Origin of the sequence: Streptomyces sp. WZ.A104, from assembly GCF_002382885.1 — a bacterium.
GTDB lineage: Bacteria > Actinomycetota > Actinomycetes > Streptomycetales > Streptomycetaceae > Streptomyces.
The window spans coordinates 19,262-36,359 of record NZ_NWVL01000027.1; the positions used below are offsets into that span (position 1 = coordinate 19,262).

Below are 17,098 nucleotides of genomic sequence, written 5' to 3' on the forward strand. Positions count from 1 at the left end.
ACCCGCCCTCCGTCGCGCGGATCAGCCGATCCGGGTGCCCGTTCCGCTCACCCGGATGCGGGCGTCGCCCGTCCGCAGCTCGACGGTGAGGGTGCCGGGGCGGCCCATGTCAGCCCCCTGGTGCAGGGTCAGTACGGCCGCCTCCGGTACGAGCCCCAGCTCGCGGGCGTACGCGCCGAAGGCGGCCGCCGCCGCGCCCGTCGCCGGGTCCTCCACCACCCCGCCCACCGGGAACGGGTCCCGGACGTGGAAGACGTCCGGCCCCTCGCGCCACACCAGTTGCAGGGTCGTCAGGTCCAGCCGGTGCATCAGCGCTTCGAGCCGCGCGAAGTCGTAGTCCAGGTCCGCGAGCCGCTCGCGGGTCCCGGCGGCCAGCACCAGATGCCGGGCCCCCGCGTAGGCGATCCGGGGTGGCAGGGCCGGGTCGAGGTCGGCGGCCGCCCAGGCCAGCGCCGCCAGCGCCTCCGTCAGGTCCGCCGCGTCGATCCCCGTGACATGGGGGGCCACGCTGGTCAGGGTGGCGCGCAGCTCCCCGCCGTCCCGGACGACGCTGACCGGCACCGTACCGGCGGCCGTGGTGAACTCCAGCGCGCCCGGACCGTCCCGTTCCGCCAGGGCGATGGCGGTGGCGACCGTGGCGTGGCCGCAGAAGGGGACCTCGGCCTTGGGGCTGAAGTAGCGGATCGTGTAAGCGCCTTCGCCGGTCCGCTCCGTGAGGAACGCCGACTCGCTGTAGCCCAGTTCGGCCGCGACGGCCAGCATCCGCTCCTCGTCGAGACCTGAGGCGTCCAGAACGACGCCGGCGGGGTTTCCGCCCTCCGGGTCGGCGGAGAAGGCGGTGTAGCGCAGGATCTCGGGGGTGGAGGCGGAGGCAGAGGCGGAATCACGTGTCATGCACCACTCCAACTCCGCTGCCGCCCCCGGAATTCCCTGTACGCCGCCCCAGCGCTACGGCCGGTCAGTGGCGGCTCTTGATGCCCTTGCCCGTGCGGAGCTTGTCAGGGTGGGGCTCAGGCCGGGCTCAGCCCCGTCCGACGTACGGCATGTTCGTCGCCATGACCGTCACGAACGGGATGTTGGCCTCCAGGGGCAGTTCCGCCATGTGCAGCACCGTCCGTGCCACATCGGCCGCCGCCATGACCGGCTCCGTCGCCAGTTCCCCGTTGGCCTGGAGGATGCCGGTCTGCATCCGCTCGGTCATCTCCGTCGCCGCGTTGCCGATGTCGATCTGTCCGCAGGCGATCCGGTACGGACGGCCGTCCAGCGACAGCGACTTCGTCAGACCGGTCATCGCGTGCTTGGTCGCGGTGTACGCGATCGAGTGCGGGCGCGGTGCGTGCGCGGAGATCGAGCCGTTGTTGATGATCCGGCCGCCCTGCGGGTCCTGCTCCTTCATCAGCCGGTACGCCGCCTGTGCGCACAGGAACGCGCCCGTCAGGTTCACGTCGACCACCGCCCGCCAGTCCTCGGCGGCGAGGTCCTCCAACGGGACGCCGCCGGGACCGAAGGTGCCCGCGTTGTTGAACAGCAGGTCCAGCCGGCCGAACCGTTCCCGTACGGCGGCGAAGAGGGCGCCGACCTCGTCGGCGTCGGTGACGTCCGTGGTGACGCACAGGGCCTCGGGGGCCCCCGCCGCGGCCGCCGTCTGCGCCAGCGGCTCCGCCCGCCGGCCGGCCAGCGCGAGCGACCAGCCCGCACCCGCGAGGGCGAGTGCGACGGCCCGGCCGATCCCCGAACCCGCACCCGTGACGACAGCGACTCTCTGTTCCGTCTGCTCAGTGTTCATGGCCCGGGAGCGTACGGGAGAGGTCGGTGCACGGGGCACGTGGTGCTCATCGACCCGCCATACGGATGTTGTGCACGCGACAACGGCGCGTCGTCGCGCCGGGCTGCCATGGGCTGACAGTATCCGGGCACAGGAGGGGCATATGTCACCCGCACAGACCAGCATGGCGCCCGACCGTCACCACCGGACCGCCGACCCCCACGGCCATTCCGCCGAACTCCGCGCCGCCGCGGCCGCGTTACCCCACACGGGCCTGGGCCGTCGGCGCTTCCTCACCGCCACCGGAGCCGCCGCCGCGCTCGCCTTCGCGGTGAACCTTCCCGCCGCCGGTACCGCGAGCGCCGCCGAGCTCGATGCCCGCCGCATCGCCGAGGACCCGTTCACCCTCGGCGTCGCCTCCGGCGATCCGCACCCCACGTCCGTCCTGATCTGGACCCGGCTGGCTCCCCGCCCGTACGAGCCCGGCGGCGGCCTGCCCCGCGGCCGGGTCGAGGTGCGCTGGGAGCTGGCCCGCGACGAGCGCTTCCGCCGGATCGTGCGGCGCGGAACGCTCACCGCCCACCCCGAGTTCGCCCACAGCGTCCGCGCCGACGTCCGGGGCCTGGCCTCCGGCCGTGTCTACTACTACCGCTTCCGCGTCGGCGGCTGGACCAGCCCCACCGGCCGCACCCGCACCGCCCCCGCCACCGGGGCCCGCAACACCTCCCTGACCCTGGCCGCCGTCTCCTGCCAGGCCTACCACCACGGGTACTTCACCGCCCACCGCCACCTCGCCGCCGAGGACGTCGACGTGGTGTTCCACCTCGGCGACTACCTCTACGAGTACGCCGTCAACGCCACCGGCGGCGCCCGCGACTACACCGACCGCCGCCTCCCCGACCACTACAACCACGAGACGGCCACACTGGAGGACTACCGGCTGCGCTACGCCCTCTACAAGTCCGACCCGGACCTGCGCGCCGCCCACGCCGCCCACCCCTTCGTCGTCACCTGGGACGACCACGAGACCGAGAACAACTACGCGGGCGAGATCCCCGAGAACGACGTACCGCCCGAGGAGTTCCTGATCCGGCGGGCCGCCGCGTACCGCGCGTACTGGGAGAACCAGCCGCTGCGCCCGCCGCAGCGCCCCACCGGCCCCGACATGACGCTCTACCGCCGCCTCCGCTTCGGACGGCTCGCCCAGTTCGACATCCTCGACACCCGCCAGTACCGCGACGACCAGGCGTACGGCGACGGGTGGCGCACCCCGGGCCCCGAGTCCGAGGACCCCGCGCGCACGATGACCGGGGCCGCCCAGGAACGCTGGCTGACCGACGGCTGGCGCGCCTCGCACGCCACCTGGAACGTCGTCCCGCAGCAGGTCACCTTCGCCCGGCGGCGCAACGTTCCCACCGACGCCTACAAGCTCTCGATGGACTCCTGGGACGGCTACCCGGCCTCCCGGCAGCGGGTGCTGGCCGGCGCCGAGGCCGCCGGGGTCGACAATCTCATGGTCCTCACCGGGGACGTCCACGTCTCCTACGCCTTCGACCTGAAGAAGGACTTCGAGGACCCCGCGTCGCGCACCGTCGGTACGGAGATCGTCACGACCTCGATCTCCAGCGGCAAGGACGGTACGGACCGGCCCGCCAACTGGGACGACCAGACTCGTGCCAACCCGCACATGAAGCACTACAACGGGCGGCGCGGCTACGCGCTGGTCACGCTCACGGAGCAGGAGGCGCGCGCCGACTTCCGTACGGTGGCGGCCGTCACCACCCCCGGAGCGCCGCTCGCCACAGCGGCGTCCTTCGTCACCGAGGCGGGGAACCCGGGGCTCACGCCCGTGTAGCGCGGCGCAGGCGTCAGCGGTCCGCCGGGTAGCGGACGCCGATGCGGTCCCGTACCGCGTCGAGCGTCCGCATCACCGCGAGCGAACCCTCCAGCGGTACGAGCGGGGACTCGCTCTCGCCCGCCCGCACCGCGCGCATCACCTCGGCCGCCTCGTACTGCATGCCGGACAGACCCTGCGGGCCCGGCCCCGAGGTGACCGTCTCCGGCTCCCGGCCCGGCCGGTGCAGCACGAAGTGGTCCGGGTGGAAGAAGTCGCGCGGAACGTCGATCCGGCCGGCCGTGCCGATGACGGTGGCCGCCGTCGGGTGGTGGCCGACGATCGAGCAGGAGAGCAGCGCGGTCGCGCCCGACTCCCAGCCCAGCAGCATCCCCGTGTTCAGGTCGACGCCCTCGGGCGAGAGCAGCGCGTCGGCCCGCACCCGGTCCGGCTCGCCCAGCAACAGGTGCGCGAAGGACACCGGGTAGACCCCGAGGTCCAGCAGCGCCCCGCCGCCGAGGTCCGGGTCGCGCAGCCGGTGGCCCGGGGCGAAGCCGCCCGCGAAGCCGAAGTCCGCCTGTACGGTACGGATCTCGCCGATCGCCCCGTCCCGGACCAGTTCGGTCAGCCGGCGGACCACCGGGTTGAGGTAGGTCCACATGGCCTCCATCAGGAAGAGACCGCGCTCCCGGGCGAGCGCGACCAGCTCCTTCGCCTCCCGGCTGTTGAGCGTGAACGCCTTCTCACACAGCACGTGCTTTCCCGCCCTCAGCGCGAGCGAGGCCGCCGCGTGGTGCGCCGAGTGCGGGGTGGCCACGTACACCACGTCCACCGTGTCGTCGGCGACCAGCTCCGCCCAGCTGCCGTAGGCCCGCCCGATCCCGTGGCGCTCGGCGAACGCCCGCGCCGAGGCCTCCGTACGCGAGGCGACCGCCACCACCTCGGCGCCCGGCAGTCCCCGCACGTCCGCCGTGAACGTCGCCGCTATGCCGCCCGTCGCCAGCACGCCCCAGCGCACCGTCCCGCTCATGTCCACGTTCATGTCCGCGCTCATGCCCGTCCCCACCGCCGCGACGAAAAGGTATCGACCACTCCGGCCGAGCTGAGAGCATAGATGCGGATTCAACGATGTGGAGACGAGAATGCCGGACAGCGGCGGCAGCCGGGCCCAGCGAGAACACATACCCACCCCCCGGAGCGAACAGGCCGGCGCAGGCGCTCCGCCCGTCTCTCCGAAGCGGACGAAGGCCGCCCGGCGCACCGGGCTCCTGGTCACCCTGGTCCTCGGCGGGCTCACGGCGCTGCCGCCGCTCTCCATGGACATGTACCTCCCGGCGCTTCCCGCCGTCACCGACTCGCTGAACGCCCCCGCCGCCACCGTCCAGCTCACACTGACCGCGTGCCTGGCGGGCATGGCGCTCGGGCAGCTCGTCGTCGGCCCGATGAGCGACCGGTGGGGCCGCCGCAGGCCGCTGCTCCTCGGCATGGTCGTCTACGTCATCGCCACCGCGATCTGCGCTCTGGCGCCCACCGCCGGGCTCCTCGTCGGCTTCCGGCTGCTCCAGGGCCTCGCGGGCGCCGCCGGGATCGTGATCGCCCGGGCGGTGGTGCGCGACCTCTACGAGGGCGTGGAGATGGCCCGGTTCTTCTCCACCCTGATGCTGATCTCCGGCGCCGCCCCGATCATCGCCCCGCTGATCGGCGGGCAGGTCCTGCGGGTCACCGACTGGCGCGGCATCTTCGTCGTGCTCACCGGCGTCGGCATCGTGCTCACCCTCGTCGTCTGGAAATGGCTCCACGAGACGCTGCCGCCCGGCAGCCGCCACACCGGCGGGGTCGGCGAGGCCCTGCGCACCATGCGCGGGCTGCTCGCGGACCGGGTCTTCACCGGCTACATGATCGCGGGCGGACTCGCCTTCGCCGTCCTGTTCGCCTACATCTCCGCCTCCCCGTTCGTCGTGCAGGAGATCTACGGGGCGTCCCCGCAGACCTTCAGCCTGCTGTTCGGGCTCAACTCGATCGGGCTCATCGCCGTCGGGCAGATCAACGGCAAGCTGCTGGTGGGCCGGTTCCGCCTGGACAAGGTCCTCGGGCTCGGTCTCGCGGTCATCGTGCTGGCCGCCGTCGCGCTGCTGCTCATGACGACCGGCGTCTTCGGCGAGGTGGGGCTCGCACCGGTCGCGGCCGGGCTGTTCGTGCTGATGTCGGCGATGGGCCTCGCGATGCCGAACACCAACGCCCAGGCCCTGATGCGGACCAAGCACGCGGCGGGCTCCGCCTCCGCGCTGCTCGGCACGTCCTCGTTCCTGATCGGCGCGATCGCCTCCCCGCTGGTGGGCATCGCGGGGGAGGACACGGCCGTCCCGATGGCCCTCGTGCAGGTGGTCTGCGCCCTCGCCGCGGTCGGCTGCTTCCTGGGGCTGTGCCGCCCGTGGCAGCGCACGGACCGCGAGGCCGGGGGACTGTAGGGGATCGCCGGGGGACTGCGGGGGATCAGTCGGTGCGCGGGTAGCCGATCAGGTGCGTGCGCTCCTGCCGGTCCGTCCAGCGGAACACCCCGACCCCGGTCGTCTCGATGCCCGGCAGCCGCGCGTTGCGGGCCAGCCGGTCCGTCGTCCAGGTCGCGAAGTCCATCGACACCGGGAGCCCGCCGCCCGCCAGCGCCTCCGACGCGTCGCGCGCGTTCTCGGCCCCGTAGGCGATGCCGTCGTCCGTCACCGTGGCCAGCGTCAGATGGCCGACGCCGCCCTCGTCCTCGAAGCAGCGGCCCCGCTGCGCCGCCAGGTCGAAGGCGAGGTTCCCGGCGATCAGATAGTCGCCCGAGGGGGAGAGCACCGCCTGCGGATAGCGCCCCGGCTTTATGGCGGGCCGGTGGCACTCCACCGAGGCCACCGCCTCGCCGGTCACCGCGTCGTGCACCGCCCACAGCTCGTGGGTCGCCGCCCGCTTCGCCTTCTTCGCCAGGGCCCACTTCGCCAGCACCAGGTCCGAGGTCACCGAGGTCGGGACGCCGCTGGTCCGGTCGGTGCCCTTGGGCGCCACGTTCCGGCTGAACCAGCCGCCGTGCACCCAGAACTCCCGGGCCCCGCCGACCAGCAGCCCCCCGATGGTCTGCCCGTGCACCTCGGTCAGCTGCTTGCAGGCCGGGCAGCCCTTCGGGTACTTCAGTTCGTCCGCGCTCAGCTCCGACACCGTGCCGGTCACCGGGTCGACCAGCACACTGTTGGCCTTCCCGTCGCTGATCACGATGTCGGGCCCGCTCGCGCTGACATCCGGCGCGCCCTGCCACGGCACCTCCACGCGCTGCCAGGACCCGTTCGTGACGTCGTACAGATCGAGCGAGAGGAAGGTGCTCGACGGTGACATCCCGTCTCCGACCTTCCCGTACGACCAGGTCACGAAGAACTGCCGGTCGCCCCGGGTGACGGTGGCGATCCTCGGGTAGTGCAGCGGGTCCGGCTGCCGCCAGGGCTGACCGCGCCAGCCCGGCCTGCCGGTCGCCGTGTCGACCGTGCGCAGCCGGTAGCGGTTCCCCGCGGACCGCTCCAGATAGGCCACCAGGCCCGTCGCGTGGGAGACCGCGATCTCGGGGGAGGAGCCGATGATCTCCCAGCCCCGGTCCGTCGTGTACTGGGGCGGAACGGTGAGCCGGGTCACCGGACCGGCACTCGCCGCCGCGGGCCTGGCCGTGCCGGTGGCCGCGCCGCCCGCCTTGCCCTTCCCGTCGCCGGGGCTCCCGCCGCAGGTCGCGAGCAGCAGGAGCAGGGCGAGGAGGACCACCCCGCCGACCAGGGCCAGCCGTACGATCTTCCGTCTCATGGCTTCCCGGCTCCCCCGCTGAACAAGGCCGCTTGGACAAGGTCCTCCGGCCATGGCCGCATGCGCATGGCCGCCTCGATGTGGCCGCTGGGGCCAGGCCGATCTCGCGCCGGTCAGCGTAGCAACAGGCCCAACGCGAAGAGGAGTTCACTTCCCGCCCTGTTCTGCGGCTGTTCCAGGGCTGTGCCGCGGCTGTTGCGGAGCCGCCGGGCCCGAATACGCCCGGCGCTCTCCCCGCGCCTACAATTCGGCGGTGAACGTCACCCTCCCCACCGCTCAGTCCCTGCGGGCGGCGCTGTCCGGACTGCTCGACGGGCTGCCACCCAAGCAGGCCGCGCAGGCCGTCGACCGGCTGATCGCCAGCTACCGCGGGGAGACCCCGACCAGCGCCCCGATCCTGCGGGACCGTTCCGACGTCCTCGCGTACGCCGCCTACCGGATGCCCGCCACCTTCGAAGCCGTACGCTCCGCCCTCGACGCCCTCGTCGAGGCCGCGCCCGACTGGGCGCCCGCCACCCACACCGACGTCGGCGGCGGCACGGGCGCGGCGAGCTGGGCGGTGGCCGGGGCCTGGGACGGCCCGGCCACCACCGTCCTGGACTGGGCCGAGGCCGCCCTCGCGCTCGGCCGCGAACTGGCCGAGGCGTCCGGGGTGCCGGGGCTGCGGGCGGCCCGGTGGGAGCGGGCCAGGATCGGTGCGGCGCTGGAGCTGGCACCCGCGGACCTGGTCACCGTCAGCTACGTGCTCAAGGAGCTGACCGCCCAGGCCAGGACCGAGCTGGTCGACGCGGCCGCCGCGGCCGGCCAGGCCGTCGTCATCGTGGAGCCGGGCACCCCCGACGGTTACGCCCGGATCATCGAGGCCCGCGACCGGCTGATCGCCGCGGGGCTGCGCATCGCGGCCCCCTGCCCGCACAGCGACGCCTGCCCGATCGCACCCGGCACCGACTGGTGCCACTTCTCGGCCCGGGTCAGCCGCTCCTCGCTGCACCGGCAGGTCAAGGGCGGCTCCCTGAGCCACGAGGACGAGAAGTTCAGCTACGTCGTCGCCACCCGCTTCCCCGCCGACCCGGCCCCCGCCCGGGTCACCCGCAAGCCGCAGATCCGCAAGGGCCAGGTCCTGCTGGAGCTGTGCACCCGGGACGAGGGCCTGGCCCGCTCCACGGTCACCAAGCGCCACGGCGAGCTGTACCGGGCGGCCAGGGACGTCGCCTGGGGCGACGCCTGGCCGCCGCCGGACACTCCCTAGCCCTCCCTAGCCCCGCAGCTCCTGCGTGCAGCACTTCACGCTGCCGCCGCCCTTCAGCAGCTCGCCCAGGTCCATCGGAATCGGCTCGAAGCCCCTCTCCCGCAGCGGGTCGAGCAGCCCCGTCGCACCCTGCGGCAGCAGCACGTGACGCCCGTCGCTGACCGCGTTGAGGCCAAAGGCGGCCGCGTCCGCCTCCCTGGCGAGCAGCGCGTCCGGGAAGAGGCGGCGCAGCACGGCCCGGCTGCCGGGGGAGAACGCGTCCGGGTAGTACATGATCTCGTCGGCCGCCGCGTCCAGGACGCACAGTGCGGTGTCCAGGTGGTAGTAGCGCGGGTCCACGAGATCCAGCCCGATCACCGGCAGTCCGAAGAACTCCTGCGCCTCGGCGTGCGAGAGCGGGCTGGCGCGGAAGCCGCGCCCGGCCAGCAGATACGAGTCCGTGACGGCGAAGTCGCCCTCGCCCTCGTTGACGTGTTCCGGCTCAGGGACGTCGGTGAAGCCGTGCGCCCGGAACCAGTCCCGGTGGGCCCCGGCCTCCTCGAACCGCTCCCGGTAGGCGAACAGGGCGCCGAGCACCCGCCCGCCGATCACCGTGGCGCCGTTGGCGGCGAAGACCATGTCCGGCAGGTCGGGGCGGGGCGTGAGCAGCTCGACGGTGTGGCCGAGACCGCGGTAGCGGTCGCGCAGGTCCTCCCACTGGGTCTGGGCCAGCGGCAGGTCGACGGGTTTCGACGGGTCCATCCACGGGTTGATGGAGTAGGTGACCCGGAAGTGCGTGGGCGCGCACATCAGGTAGCGACGAGGGGTGGCGTCACGGTTCAACTGGGGCTCCTCGCGAACGGCGGCCGGGGCCGCGGAACGGTGGGATGCGCGGTCCGCGCGTGAGCCCATGGTGCGCCGTGCGCGCCCGATCCGCAGTGAACCGATCGGGTGGTTCACCGGACCGCCCGGCCGCGGCCGCCTTCGGGCCATCCAGCGGGATCGCCAGTGCAACAAGACGATACGTATCGGCTCGTCGGCGGTAGATTGGCCGTATGGCACCCACCAAGTCCCCCGACTCCAGCCGCCGCAGCGACCGCTCCCGCCGTGCGATCTACGACGCCGCCCTCGCCCTCGTCGGCGAGGTGGGGTATCCCCGTACGACGGTCGAGGGTATCGCCGCCCGCGCCGGTGTCGGGAAGCAGACCATCTACCGCTGGTGGCCCTCCAAGGCGGCCGTCCTGATGGAAGCCTTCCTGGACCTGGCCGACCGGGCCGCCGAGGAGGCCGCTGCCCAGCCCGGCGGCGTCGCGCGGGGCCTTCCCGACACCGGCGACCTGGCCGCAGACCTCAAGCTGGTCCTGCGGGCCACTGTCGACGAGCTGAACGACCCGGTGCTGGAGGGCCCCACCCGCGCGCTGACCGCCGAAGGCATCGTGGACGCGAAGCTGGGCGCCGAATTCATCGGGAAGCTGCTCGACCCGCAGCTCGCGCTGTACGTCACACGGCTCCGGGCCGCCCAGGAGGCCGGCCAGCTCCGTGCCGACGCCGATCCGCGCATCGCCCTGGAGCTGCTCATCGGCCCGCTCTTCCACCGCTGGCTGCTCAGGACCCTGCCGCTCACCCACGCCTACGCCGACGAGGTCGTCGACTACGCCCTGGGCGGGCTGGGGGTGTCCCGCTGACCCGGTGCCCGTGATCCATATCCGCTATGTGGTGACATCGGGCGTGATGGTGCTCACTCGGCGCAGTGGTACGGGGCCCCGTAGATGAACTCTGGCCACCCGAAGCGCAGGATGGTGCGACCATGGAGGGGCAACGCTGAGGTGAGGGGATAGATGGGCGCCGATTCCGGCCGCTATCGCGGCACAGAGAGCAGGATCTCCCAGTGGCTGCGGCGACGCTCCAAACCACAGGGAGCCGAGGCCGCCGACACGGCCAGAGTGCAGCTGCTCCTGGCCGTCGCCGACGCGGGCATGCCCATCGCCCCCGCCGCCCATCCCCAGGGCTACCGATGTTCGTGCGAACGCATCGGATGCCCCACCCCCGCCCGGCACCCCATCTCCTTCGCCTGGCAGACGCAGTCGACCACCGACCATGCCCAGGTCGAGCGCTGGGCCGGCAGTCAGCCCCTGGCCAACTTCATCACCGCGACCGGCATGATCCACGACGTGCTGGACGTCCCGCTCACCGCCGGCCGCAGCGCACTGGAGCGCCTTCTCGCCGCGGGCATCGACGTCGGCCCGGTCGCCCAGTCCGGCGACGACCGGATGCTCTTCTTCACCGCCACCCGCGGTACCCCCGAGGACGAGGACGAGTGGTGGCCCTGCGAGCTGGACTGCCACCCCGAGACCATGGACGCCCATCCGGGCCTGCGCTGGCACTGCCGGGGGAGCTACGTCCTCCTGCCGCCCGCCCGGCTCCCCGGTGAGCTCGATGTCCACTGGGTGCGCGGCCCCGAGCACGAGCTGCCCGACCCGCTGACGCTGCTGGAGACACTCACCGACGCCTGCGCGCGGTATGCGGGCAGTGCGGAGCAGAGCGAACTGGACCACGACTCGATCGCCTGGCCGCTGAGCCGCTGAGCCGCTGAGTTGCTGAGACGCTGAGCTGACGGGGCCCGGCGGGAGGGGCCCGGCGACCACCGGGGGCACGCCGACCCGCCGCTACTCGCCCTTCGCCGCGACCAGGCCCGGCAGTCGGTTCAGCATCCGTACCTTGCCGCCGCCGTCGGCGCCGCGCGCGGGCACATGCACCAGCTGGCTGGAGACCCGCTCCTTGGTGAGGCTGCTGTTCACCTCACCGGTGAGCAGTGCCTCCACATCCGCGTTGACCTCCGGCTTGAGCCCCTTCGCCGCGGTCTGCCGCTCGAAGTGCTTGCTGCTGAAGAAGACCAGCGCCCCGCCGTCCTCGGTGCGCAGCCCGAGCGGCGCGAACGTCGTCGCCGTCATCGGCTGGTCGATGTACTGATACGAGAACCCCGCCCGCCGCGTGGTGCGGCGCGCCTCACGCCAGCCCGAGGTCGATGAGCCGGGGGCGAACACGTCCGGTGCGCCGTCCTTGAGATACGTGGTGTAGGTGCTGCTCAAGTCGGCCGGGGGGACGGCCAGTCCATCGTCGCGCGGCTCGACCGGCGTGGCCAGCCCGTCCCCGTCCAGAGCGAACTCCGGCACCTGGGACACCGGGACGACCCCGAGATAGGCCGCCTTCCACACCGCGTCGGGGGCCGTCCGTACGAACACCACCAGCCAGCGGGTGTCCAGCTTCCCGCCGTCCTGGTCCCGGTTGGAGTCGGTGTCCGCGAGGAACCAGCGCGGCCAGCCCGCCTTCTTCGGTATGACGTACGTCGCGTCGTCGAGGACCAGCGGCTTGTGCGCCTTGTTGCCGTCGGGGTTGTACGTCTGCCGCGCCTTCAGCCCGGCCTGGTTGATCGCGCCGAGCGAACCCGTCACCCGGTCCGCATCCAGCGCCGGATCGAACGCCTTGTCCGCCGCGTTGTAGGCGGTGAGGAAGTCCGTCAGGGCCTGCGCGGCCTCGGACTCCGTCGCTCCGGGCAGCACCGCCAGCTCCCCGTGCACCGTCATGCAGCCGCTCGCCGTCATGCACAGCACCGTCGCCGTGGCGAGCCCCGCCGTCAGTCGACCCAGCCTTGTCATCCGTTGCTTCTGCGCCTTCTGATCCGTCGCCCGCACTGACCGTCGAAACCCTACCGGGCGGCGAACGGCGTGCGGGCCGGGACCTGATACAGCGTCCACACCGTGACCTGACGGACCGGGTCCGCCCGCCCCTAGGGGCGGTCCCGCACCGGCACGACCAGCGGTGTGCCCGTGCGCGGATGCGGGAAGACCTCCACCGGCTGCCGGTACACCTCGCCGAGGAGTCCGCCGCTGAAGACCTGCTCCGGCGGGCCCAGTTCCGCGATCCGCCCGGCGTGCAGTACGGCGGCCCGGTCCGCGTACGCGGCGGCGAGCCCCAGGTCGTGCAGTACGACCACCACGGCGTCCCCGGCGGCGGCCCGCTCCCGGCAGATCCGCAGCACCAGCTCCTGGTGACGCAGGTCCAGGGCGGCGGTCGGCTCGTCGAGCAGCACCAGCGGGGCCCGCTGCGCCAGCACCCGGGCGAGTGCCACCCGGGCCTTCTCACCGCCCGACAGCGCTTCGAAGGGGCGGGCGGCGAACCGGGTCACCTCGGTGGCCGCCATCGCCGCCGCCACCGCCGCGTCGTCCTCGTCCTCCCGCTCCGTGCCGGACCAGGGCGCCCGCCCCATCCGTACGACGTCCTCCACCGGGAACGGGAAGGACAGCGCGGCGGACTGCGGCAGCACCGAGCGGCGCAGGGCCAGATCGGGGGCGGACCACTCGGCGGCCGGGCGCCCGCCGATCCTCACCTCACCGCTCCCGGCGGGCAGATCGGCGGCCAGCGCCGCCAGCAGGGTCGACTTGCCCGCGCCGTTCGGCCCCACCAGGGCGACCACCTCGCCCGCGTGGGCGGTCAGGTCGACGGAGTCCAGCACCTGACGCTGCCCCAGGTGGACCGACAGAGCGGCGGCCTCGACGGCGGGGGAGCCGGGGGAGAGGGGCGAGGGCAGCTCCCGGGTGCGCACCGCGAACAGGTCTCTCAGCGTCCTCATGCCCAACCACCTTGCCTACGACGGGTCCTGCGCAGCAGCCAGAAGAAGAACGGGCTGCCGAAGAGCGCGGTCAGCACCCCGAGCGGCAGTTCGGCGGGGGCGGCCACGGTCCGGGCCGCGAGGTCGCCCGCCACCAGGACCAGCGCGCCGCCGAGCGCGCTGCCCGGGACGAGGAAGCGGTGACCGGGGCCGTTCGCCATCCGCAGCAGATGCGGGACGAGCAGACCGACGAAGGAGATGATCCCGGCGACGGCGACCGCGGCGGCCGTCAGCAGCGCCACGACCAGGACCAGGACGATCCGCAGCCGCTCCACGTCCACGCCCAGGTGGCGGGCGGGCCGCTCGCCCAGGGCCAGCAGGTCCAGCTTGCGGGAGTAGAAGGGGGCGACGATGAGCCCGGCCAGCGCGCACGGCAGGACAGCGAGCACCTTGGGCCAGGTGGCCTGGGAGAGCGAGCCGAGCTGCCAGAAGGTGATCTGGGTGATCTGCGCGTTGTCCGCGAAGAAGATGAACAGACCGATCAGCGCGCCCGCGAAGGCGTTGACGGCGATGCCGGTGAGGATCAGCGTCACCACTTCGGTGCGGCCGCCGGACCGCGAGAGCGCGTAGACGAGCAGGACGGTCCCCAGTCCGGCGATGAACGCGAAGACGGTGATGGTCCAGTTGCCGAGGAAGCTCAGCCCGAGCGCGATCGAGGCGACCGCGCCGACCGCCGCACCCGCCGAGATCCCGATGACGCCGGGCTCGGCGAGCGGGTTGCCGAACACGCCCTGCATCAGGGCGCCCGCACAGCCGAGGGACGCGCCGACGAGCAGCGCCAGGGCGACCCGGGGGAACCGCACGTTCCACAGGACGCTCTCGCCGACCCGGTCCAGCTCATGGCCGCCGAGCCCCATCCGATGCTGCACGGAGGACAGGACATCCCCGAGCGGGATGGAGTACGCGCCGATCGCCGCGGACAGCAGCGCACCGGCGAGCAGGGCGACGGAGAGCCCCAGGGTGAGCACGAACGTCCTGCTCCGGGGGGACTTGGGGGCGGTGGCCGCAGCCTCGGTGGCGGGTGCGGGTGCCTCCTCGGAGACCGACTCACCCTCGCCCGTACGTTCCTCGTACGAGGTCGTCACTTGTCCGTGCCGCCCTTCGCGTACAGCTGCTCGACGATGTCCGTGAGCACCTGGTCGGTGCGCGGGCCGTAGTTCAGCAGCACGCCGTCGTCGACCGTGACGACCCGGCGGTCCATTCCGGCCGGGGTCTCCGCGATGCCGGGTATCTTCACCAGGCCGTCCATGCCGCCGACCGACTCGAACCCCTTGGTCATCAGGAGGATCGCGTCCGGTGCGGCCTTGGCGAGAGCCTCGCTGGTGATGGCGGTGAAGTCCTTGCTCAGGCCGGACTCCTTCCCGGCGTCGACCGCGCCCGCCGCCTCCAGCAGCGAACTCGCCCCCGACTCCGCGCCGCCCAGCAGATAGACGGAGGCCGAACCGCGCAGATAGAGGAAGGCCACCCGGGGCTTCTCGCCGTCGGCGGGGTCCGGGACGGACTTCTGGACGGCGGCGATCCGGTCCTCGGTGCGCTTCTTCAGCTCGGTCCCGGCGGACGGTACGCCGAGCGTCTCGGCGACTGTGTCGATGCGGCGGCCGACGTCGCCGAGTCCCTTGGCGGGCTCGACGACGACCAGCGGGATGCCCGCGTCGCGGATCTGGCCGATCGCCTCGCTCGGGCCGGTGGTGGTGTCCGCGAGGACGACGGTCGGCTTCAGCGAGAGCACACTCTCCGCCGAGACGTCGTGAGCACGGGTCACCACCGGGAGCTTCTCGGCCTGTTCGAAAGTGGCGGTGATGTCGCGGGCCACGACCTGCTTGCCGAAGCCGAGGGTGAAGACGATCTCGCTCAGCGATCCGGTCAGCGGCACGATCCGGTCGGTGGAGTCGACCGTGACCTTCTCGCCGTCCGCCGAATCCACCGTCACCGGCAGCTTCGGGGCGGGCGCGTCGGCCAGCGGCTCCACCCGGTCCGGGGCGGCGGCGCCCCTGGCGGACCCGGGCGCGGGCTCGTCCCCTCCGCCGCAGCCGGTCAGGACCAGGGCGAAGGCCACCGCGGCGGTGAGGGCGGCGGCCGCCCTGCCCAGGGCCGGGCGGCGGAGCGCCGTACGCCCGGCGTCGGGGCCCTCGGTCTCAGGGCCTCTCGGGGCGAAGTCCTGCGAGATGCGCACGGGGCACCGTCCTGTCGTTCTGCGGTCCGCGGTGGGTGGTTGGGATGTGGCGGGAGTGCGGAGGTGCCGACGGGGTTCCGGCACCGACTGGGAATACCTTAGGTTAGCCTTACCTATGTATCCAGTCCCTGGGGGGTCCCTCATGCTGTCGTCCAGATCCGCCCGCGCGCTCGCCGTCGCGCTCCTCGCGGTGCTGTCGGCGGCCCTGCTCCCCGCCGCCACCGCGCAAGCGGCAAGCCGTACGGTGCAGGGCGGCCGACTGGACTGGGGCATCAAGTCCTCCTTCCAGAGCTATGTCACCGGGCCCATCGCGAACGGCAGCTGGAGCCTGACCGGCGGTGCCGCCACGGTCGGCGGCAGCCAGTTCCGCTTCCACTCCGCGACCGGCTCCTACGACCCGGACACCGGGGCGTTCAGCTCCGGCTTCTTGGGCGGGGTGCACTTCACCGGTCACCGGAAGGCCGACGGCGGCAACGAGCTCGACCTCAGGATCAGCCGTCCCACGGTCCGGATCAACGGCGGCAGCGGCACGCTCTACGCGGACATGGTCAGCAAGGAGCGGGGGACCGGCAAGGTCTCCAACCGCTCGCAGGTCCCGCTCGCCGCGCTCAACCTGTCCGGGATCAGCATGAAGGGCGGTTCCACCCCCATCGCCCTCAGCAACATCCCGGCGACGCTGACCGCCCAGGGCGCCTCCGCCTTCGCGGGCTACTACACCGCGGGCACCCCGCTCGACCCGATCAGCCTCTCCGTCGACACCAAGGGCGCGGCCGAACCGAAGCCGTCCCCCTCGGAGAAGAGGGACGACGCGGACGCCGAGAAGGACGAGAAGAAGGACAAGGCCGACAAGGAGAAGGCGGGCCGCTTCGAGGACGCCGCCGTCGACTGGGGCGTGCGCCGCACCTTCCGCGAGTACGTCACCGGCTCCATCGGCCAGGGCAAGTGGACACTCGCCGACGGTGCCCAGGACGGCGGGGCCCTGTTCCGCTTCCCGCAGGGCAAGGGCACGTACGACGCGAAGAGGCAGACCCTGGACGCGGACTTCAGCGGCAGCATCCGCTTCACCGGCGCCCACGAGCTCGACCTGAAGTTCGCCGCCGTCACCGTCAGCGTCGCCCAGGGGGAGGGGACCCTGTCGGCGGACGTCACCAGCGAGGTCAAGACCACCAGGAACGTGCCGCTCATCACGTTCGCCGCCAAGGACTTCGCGCCGAAGGAGGGCCTGGCCGTCCTCACCGAGGTCCCGGCGACCCTCACCGCCGACGGCGCCGAGGCGTTCGGCTCCATGTACAAGGCAGGCACCGCGATGGACCCGGTCTCGCTCGCCGTGGCCGTCGATGAGAAGGCCCGGCTGCCCGCGCTGCCCGACCTCGGCAGCGAGCCGACGGCGGCCGCCGAGCCCACGAAGAAGCCCTCGGCCGAGCCCTCCACCCAACCGGCGGCGGCCGTCTCGGACTCGGGCACCGGCACGTACGCCGCGATCGGCGGCGGTGTGCTGCTGGTCGTCGCGGCCGGAGCGGCGTTCTTCGTCCTGCGTCGCCGCACCGCGCAGGCGGCCCCCGAGTCCCCTGACTCCTCCCGGACTTCCTGACCTCCCCCAGGCGCGCCTT

The 17,098-nt window shown here is 72.8% G+C and carries 15 protein-coding genes; 6 read left to right on the forward strand and 9 right to left on the reverse strand.

Going from position 1 to position 17,098, the window contains the following annotated elements:
• Positions 1–21: 21 nt before the first annotated feature.
• Together CIB93_RS16465 and CIB93_RS16470 are read right to left on the reverse strand one after the other, a co-directional pair.
• On the reverse strand, positions 22–894 hold the full coding sequence (locus CIB93_RS16465; protein ID WP_096627587.1) for a PhzF family phenazine biosynthesis protein: 873 nt from the start codon (positions 892–894) through the stop codon (positions 22–24).
• Positions 895–1,021: 127 nt separating this feature from the next.
• Positions 1,022–1,786, reverse strand: a complete 765-nt coding sequence (locus CIB93_RS16470) for an SDR family oxidoreductase (RefSeq protein WP_096627588.1) — start codon at positions 1,784–1,786, stop codon at positions 1,022–1,024.
• A 142-nt stretch (positions 1,787–1,928) separates the two neighbouring features.
• On the opposite strand from CIB93_RS16470, the gene CIB93_RS16475 reads away from it, so the two are divergent.
• On the forward strand, positions 1,929–3,620 hold the full coding sequence (locus tag CIB93_RS16475) for an alkaline phosphatase (RefSeq protein WP_096627589.1): 1,692 nt from the start codon (positions 1,929–1,931) through the stop codon (positions 3,618–3,620).
• 13 nt (positions 3,621–3,633) lie between these two features.
• Here CIB93_RS16475 and CIB93_RS16480 read toward each other — a convergent pair whose 3' ends face one another.
• A complete protein-coding gene (locus CIB93_RS16480; RefSeq protein ID WP_096627644.1) occupies positions 3,634–4,629 on the reverse strand; it encodes a Gfo/Idh/MocA family protein in 996 nt (331 codons plus the stop codon).
• 112 nt (positions 4,630–4,741) lie between these two features.
• Between CIB93_RS16480 and CIB93_RS16485 the strand changes: the two genes are divergently transcribed.
• Positions 4,742–6,067 carry a multidrug effflux MFS transporter gene (locus CIB93_RS16485; RefSeq protein ID WP_096627590.1) on the forward strand — a complete coding sequence of 442 codons (1,326 nt, stop codon included), beginning with the start codon at positions 4,742–4,744 and terminating at the stop codon, positions 6,065–6,067.
• Positions 6,068–6,092: 25 nt separating this feature from the next.
• Here the strand turns inward: CIB93_RS16485 and CIB93_RS16490 are convergent, their stop codons facing one another.
• Positions 6,093–7,418: a hypothetical protein gene (locus CIB93_RS16490; RefSeq protein WP_096627591.1), complete on the reverse strand. Its 1,326-nt coding sequence runs from the start codon at positions 7,416–7,418 to the stop codon at positions 6,093–6,095.
• 253 nt (positions 7,419–7,671) lie between these two features.
• On the opposite strand from CIB93_RS16490, the gene CIB93_RS16495 reads away from it, so the two are divergent.
• Positions 7,672–8,667, forward strand: a complete 996-nt coding sequence (locus tag CIB93_RS16495; RefSeq protein WP_096627592.1) for a small ribosomal subunit Rsm22 family protein — start codon at positions 7,672–7,674, stop codon at positions 8,665–8,667.
• Positions 8,668–8,673: 6 nt separating this feature from the next.
• Here the strand turns inward: CIB93_RS16495 and ddaH are convergent, their stop codons facing one another.
• Entirely contained in the window at positions 8,674–9,558 is an 885-nt protein-coding gene (gene ddaH / locus CIB93_RS16500) for a dimethylargininase (protein ID WP_373558763.1), read from the reverse strand.
• A gap of 143 nt (positions 9,559–9,701) precedes the next feature.
• Here ddaH and CIB93_RS16505 point away from each other — a divergent pair, with 143 nt between their 5' ends.
• Positions 9,702–10,331 carry a TetR/AcrR family transcriptional regulator gene (locus tag CIB93_RS16505; RefSeq protein ID WP_096627593.1) on the forward strand — a complete coding sequence of 210 codons (630 nt, stop codon included), beginning with the start codon at positions 9,702–9,704 and terminating at the stop codon, positions 10,329–10,331.
• Positions 10,332–10,484: 153 nt separating this feature from the next.
• The gene (locus CIB93_RS16510; RefSeq protein ID WP_096627594.1) at positions 10,485–11,231 is read left to right on the forward strand and encodes a bifunctional DNA primase/polymerase; all 747 of its coding nucleotides are present in this window, start codon (positions 10,485–10,487) and stop codon (positions 11,229–11,231) included.
• A gap of 81 nt (positions 11,232–11,312) precedes the next feature.
• On the opposite strand, the gene CIB93_RS16515 is transcribed toward CIB93_RS16510, so the two are convergent.
• The 4 genes from CIB93_RS16515 to CIB93_RS16530 all read right to left on the reverse strand — a co-directional run bounded on the left by CIB93_RS16515 (position 11,313) and on the right by CIB93_RS16530 (position 15,488).
• Positions 11,313–12,302, reverse strand: a complete 990-nt coding sequence (locus CIB93_RS16515) for a hypothetical protein (RefSeq protein ID WP_096627595.1) — start codon at positions 12,300–12,302, stop codon at positions 11,313–11,315.
• A 131-nt stretch (positions 12,303–12,433) separates the two neighbouring features.
• Positions 12,434–13,276, reverse strand: a complete 843-nt coding sequence (locus CIB93_RS16520; protein ID WP_096627596.1) for a heme ABC transporter ATP-binding protein — start codon at positions 13,274–13,276, stop codon at positions 12,434–12,436.
• On the reverse strand, positions 13,273–14,400 hold the full coding sequence (locus CIB93_RS16525) for an iron ABC transporter permease (RefSeq protein ID WP_096627597.1): 1,128 nt from the start codon (positions 14,398–14,400) through the stop codon (positions 13,273–13,275). The genes CIB93_RS16520 and CIB93_RS16525 overlap by 4 nt, the downstream gene beginning before the upstream one ends.
• A complete protein-coding gene (locus tag CIB93_RS16530; RefSeq protein ID WP_096627598.1) occupies positions 14,397–15,488 on the reverse strand; it encodes a hemin ABC transporter substrate-binding protein in 1,092 nt (363 codons plus the stop codon). Before CIB93_RS16530 ends, CIB93_RS16525 begins: the two co-directional genes overlap by 4 nt.
• A 142-nt stretch (positions 15,489–15,630) precedes the next feature.
• On the opposite strand from CIB93_RS16530, the gene CIB93_RS16535 reads away from it, so the two are divergent.
• Complete coding sequence (locus CIB93_RS16535) at positions 15,631–17,079, forward strand: HtaA domain-containing protein (protein ID WP_096627599.1); 1,449 nt, start codon at positions 15,631–15,633, stop codon at positions 17,077–17,079.
• Positions 17,080–17,098: the final 19 nt, after the last annotated feature.

Coding starts and splice junctions, on each gene's coding strand:
- CIB93_RS16520 (WP_096627596.1), bottom strand. CDS start 13,276: ATGAGGACGCTGAGAGACCTGTTCGCGGTGCGCACCCGGGAGCTGCCC.
- CIB93_RS16505 (WP_096627593.1), top strand. CDS start 9,702: ATGGCACCCACCAAGTCCCCCGACTCCAGCCGCCGCAGCGACCGCTCC.
- CIB93_RS16470 (WP_096627588.1), bottom strand. CDS start 1,786: ATGAACACTGAGCAGACGGAACAGAGAGTCGCTGTCGTCACGGGTGCG.
- CIB93_RS16465 (WP_096627587.1), bottom strand. CDS start 894: ATGACACGTGATTCCGCCTCTGCCTCCGCCTCCACCCCCGAGATCCTG.
- CIB93_RS16510 (WP_096627594.1), top strand. CDS start 10,485: ATGGGCGCCGATTCCGGCCGCTATCGCGGCACAGAGAGCAGGATCTCC.
- CIB93_RS16515 (WP_096627595.1), bottom strand. CDS start 12,302: ATGACAAGGCTGGGTCGACTGACGGCGGGGCTCGCCACGGCGACGGTG.
- ddaH (WP_373558763.1), bottom strand. CDS start 9,558: ATGGGCTCACGCGCGGACCGCGCATCCCACCGTTCCGCGGCCCCGGCC.
- CIB93_RS16480 (WP_096627644.1), bottom strand. CDS start 4,629: ATGAGCGGGACGGTGCGCTGGGGCGTGCTGGCGACGGGCGGCATAGCG.
- CIB93_RS16535 (WP_096627599.1), top strand. CDS start 15,631: ATGCTGTCGTCCAGATCCGCCCGCGCGCTCGCCGTCGCGCTCCTCGCG.
- CIB93_RS16485 (WP_096627590.1), top strand. CDS start 4,742: ATGCCGGACAGCGGCGGCAGCCGGGCCCAGCGAGAACACATACCCACC.
- CIB93_RS16475 (WP_096627589.1), top strand. CDS start 1,929: ATGTCACCCGCACAGACCAGCATGGCGCCCGACCGTCACCACCGGACC.
- CIB93_RS16490 (WP_096627591.1), bottom strand. CDS start 7,418: ATGAGACGGAAGATCGTACGGCTGGCCCTGGTCGGCGGGGTGGTCCTC.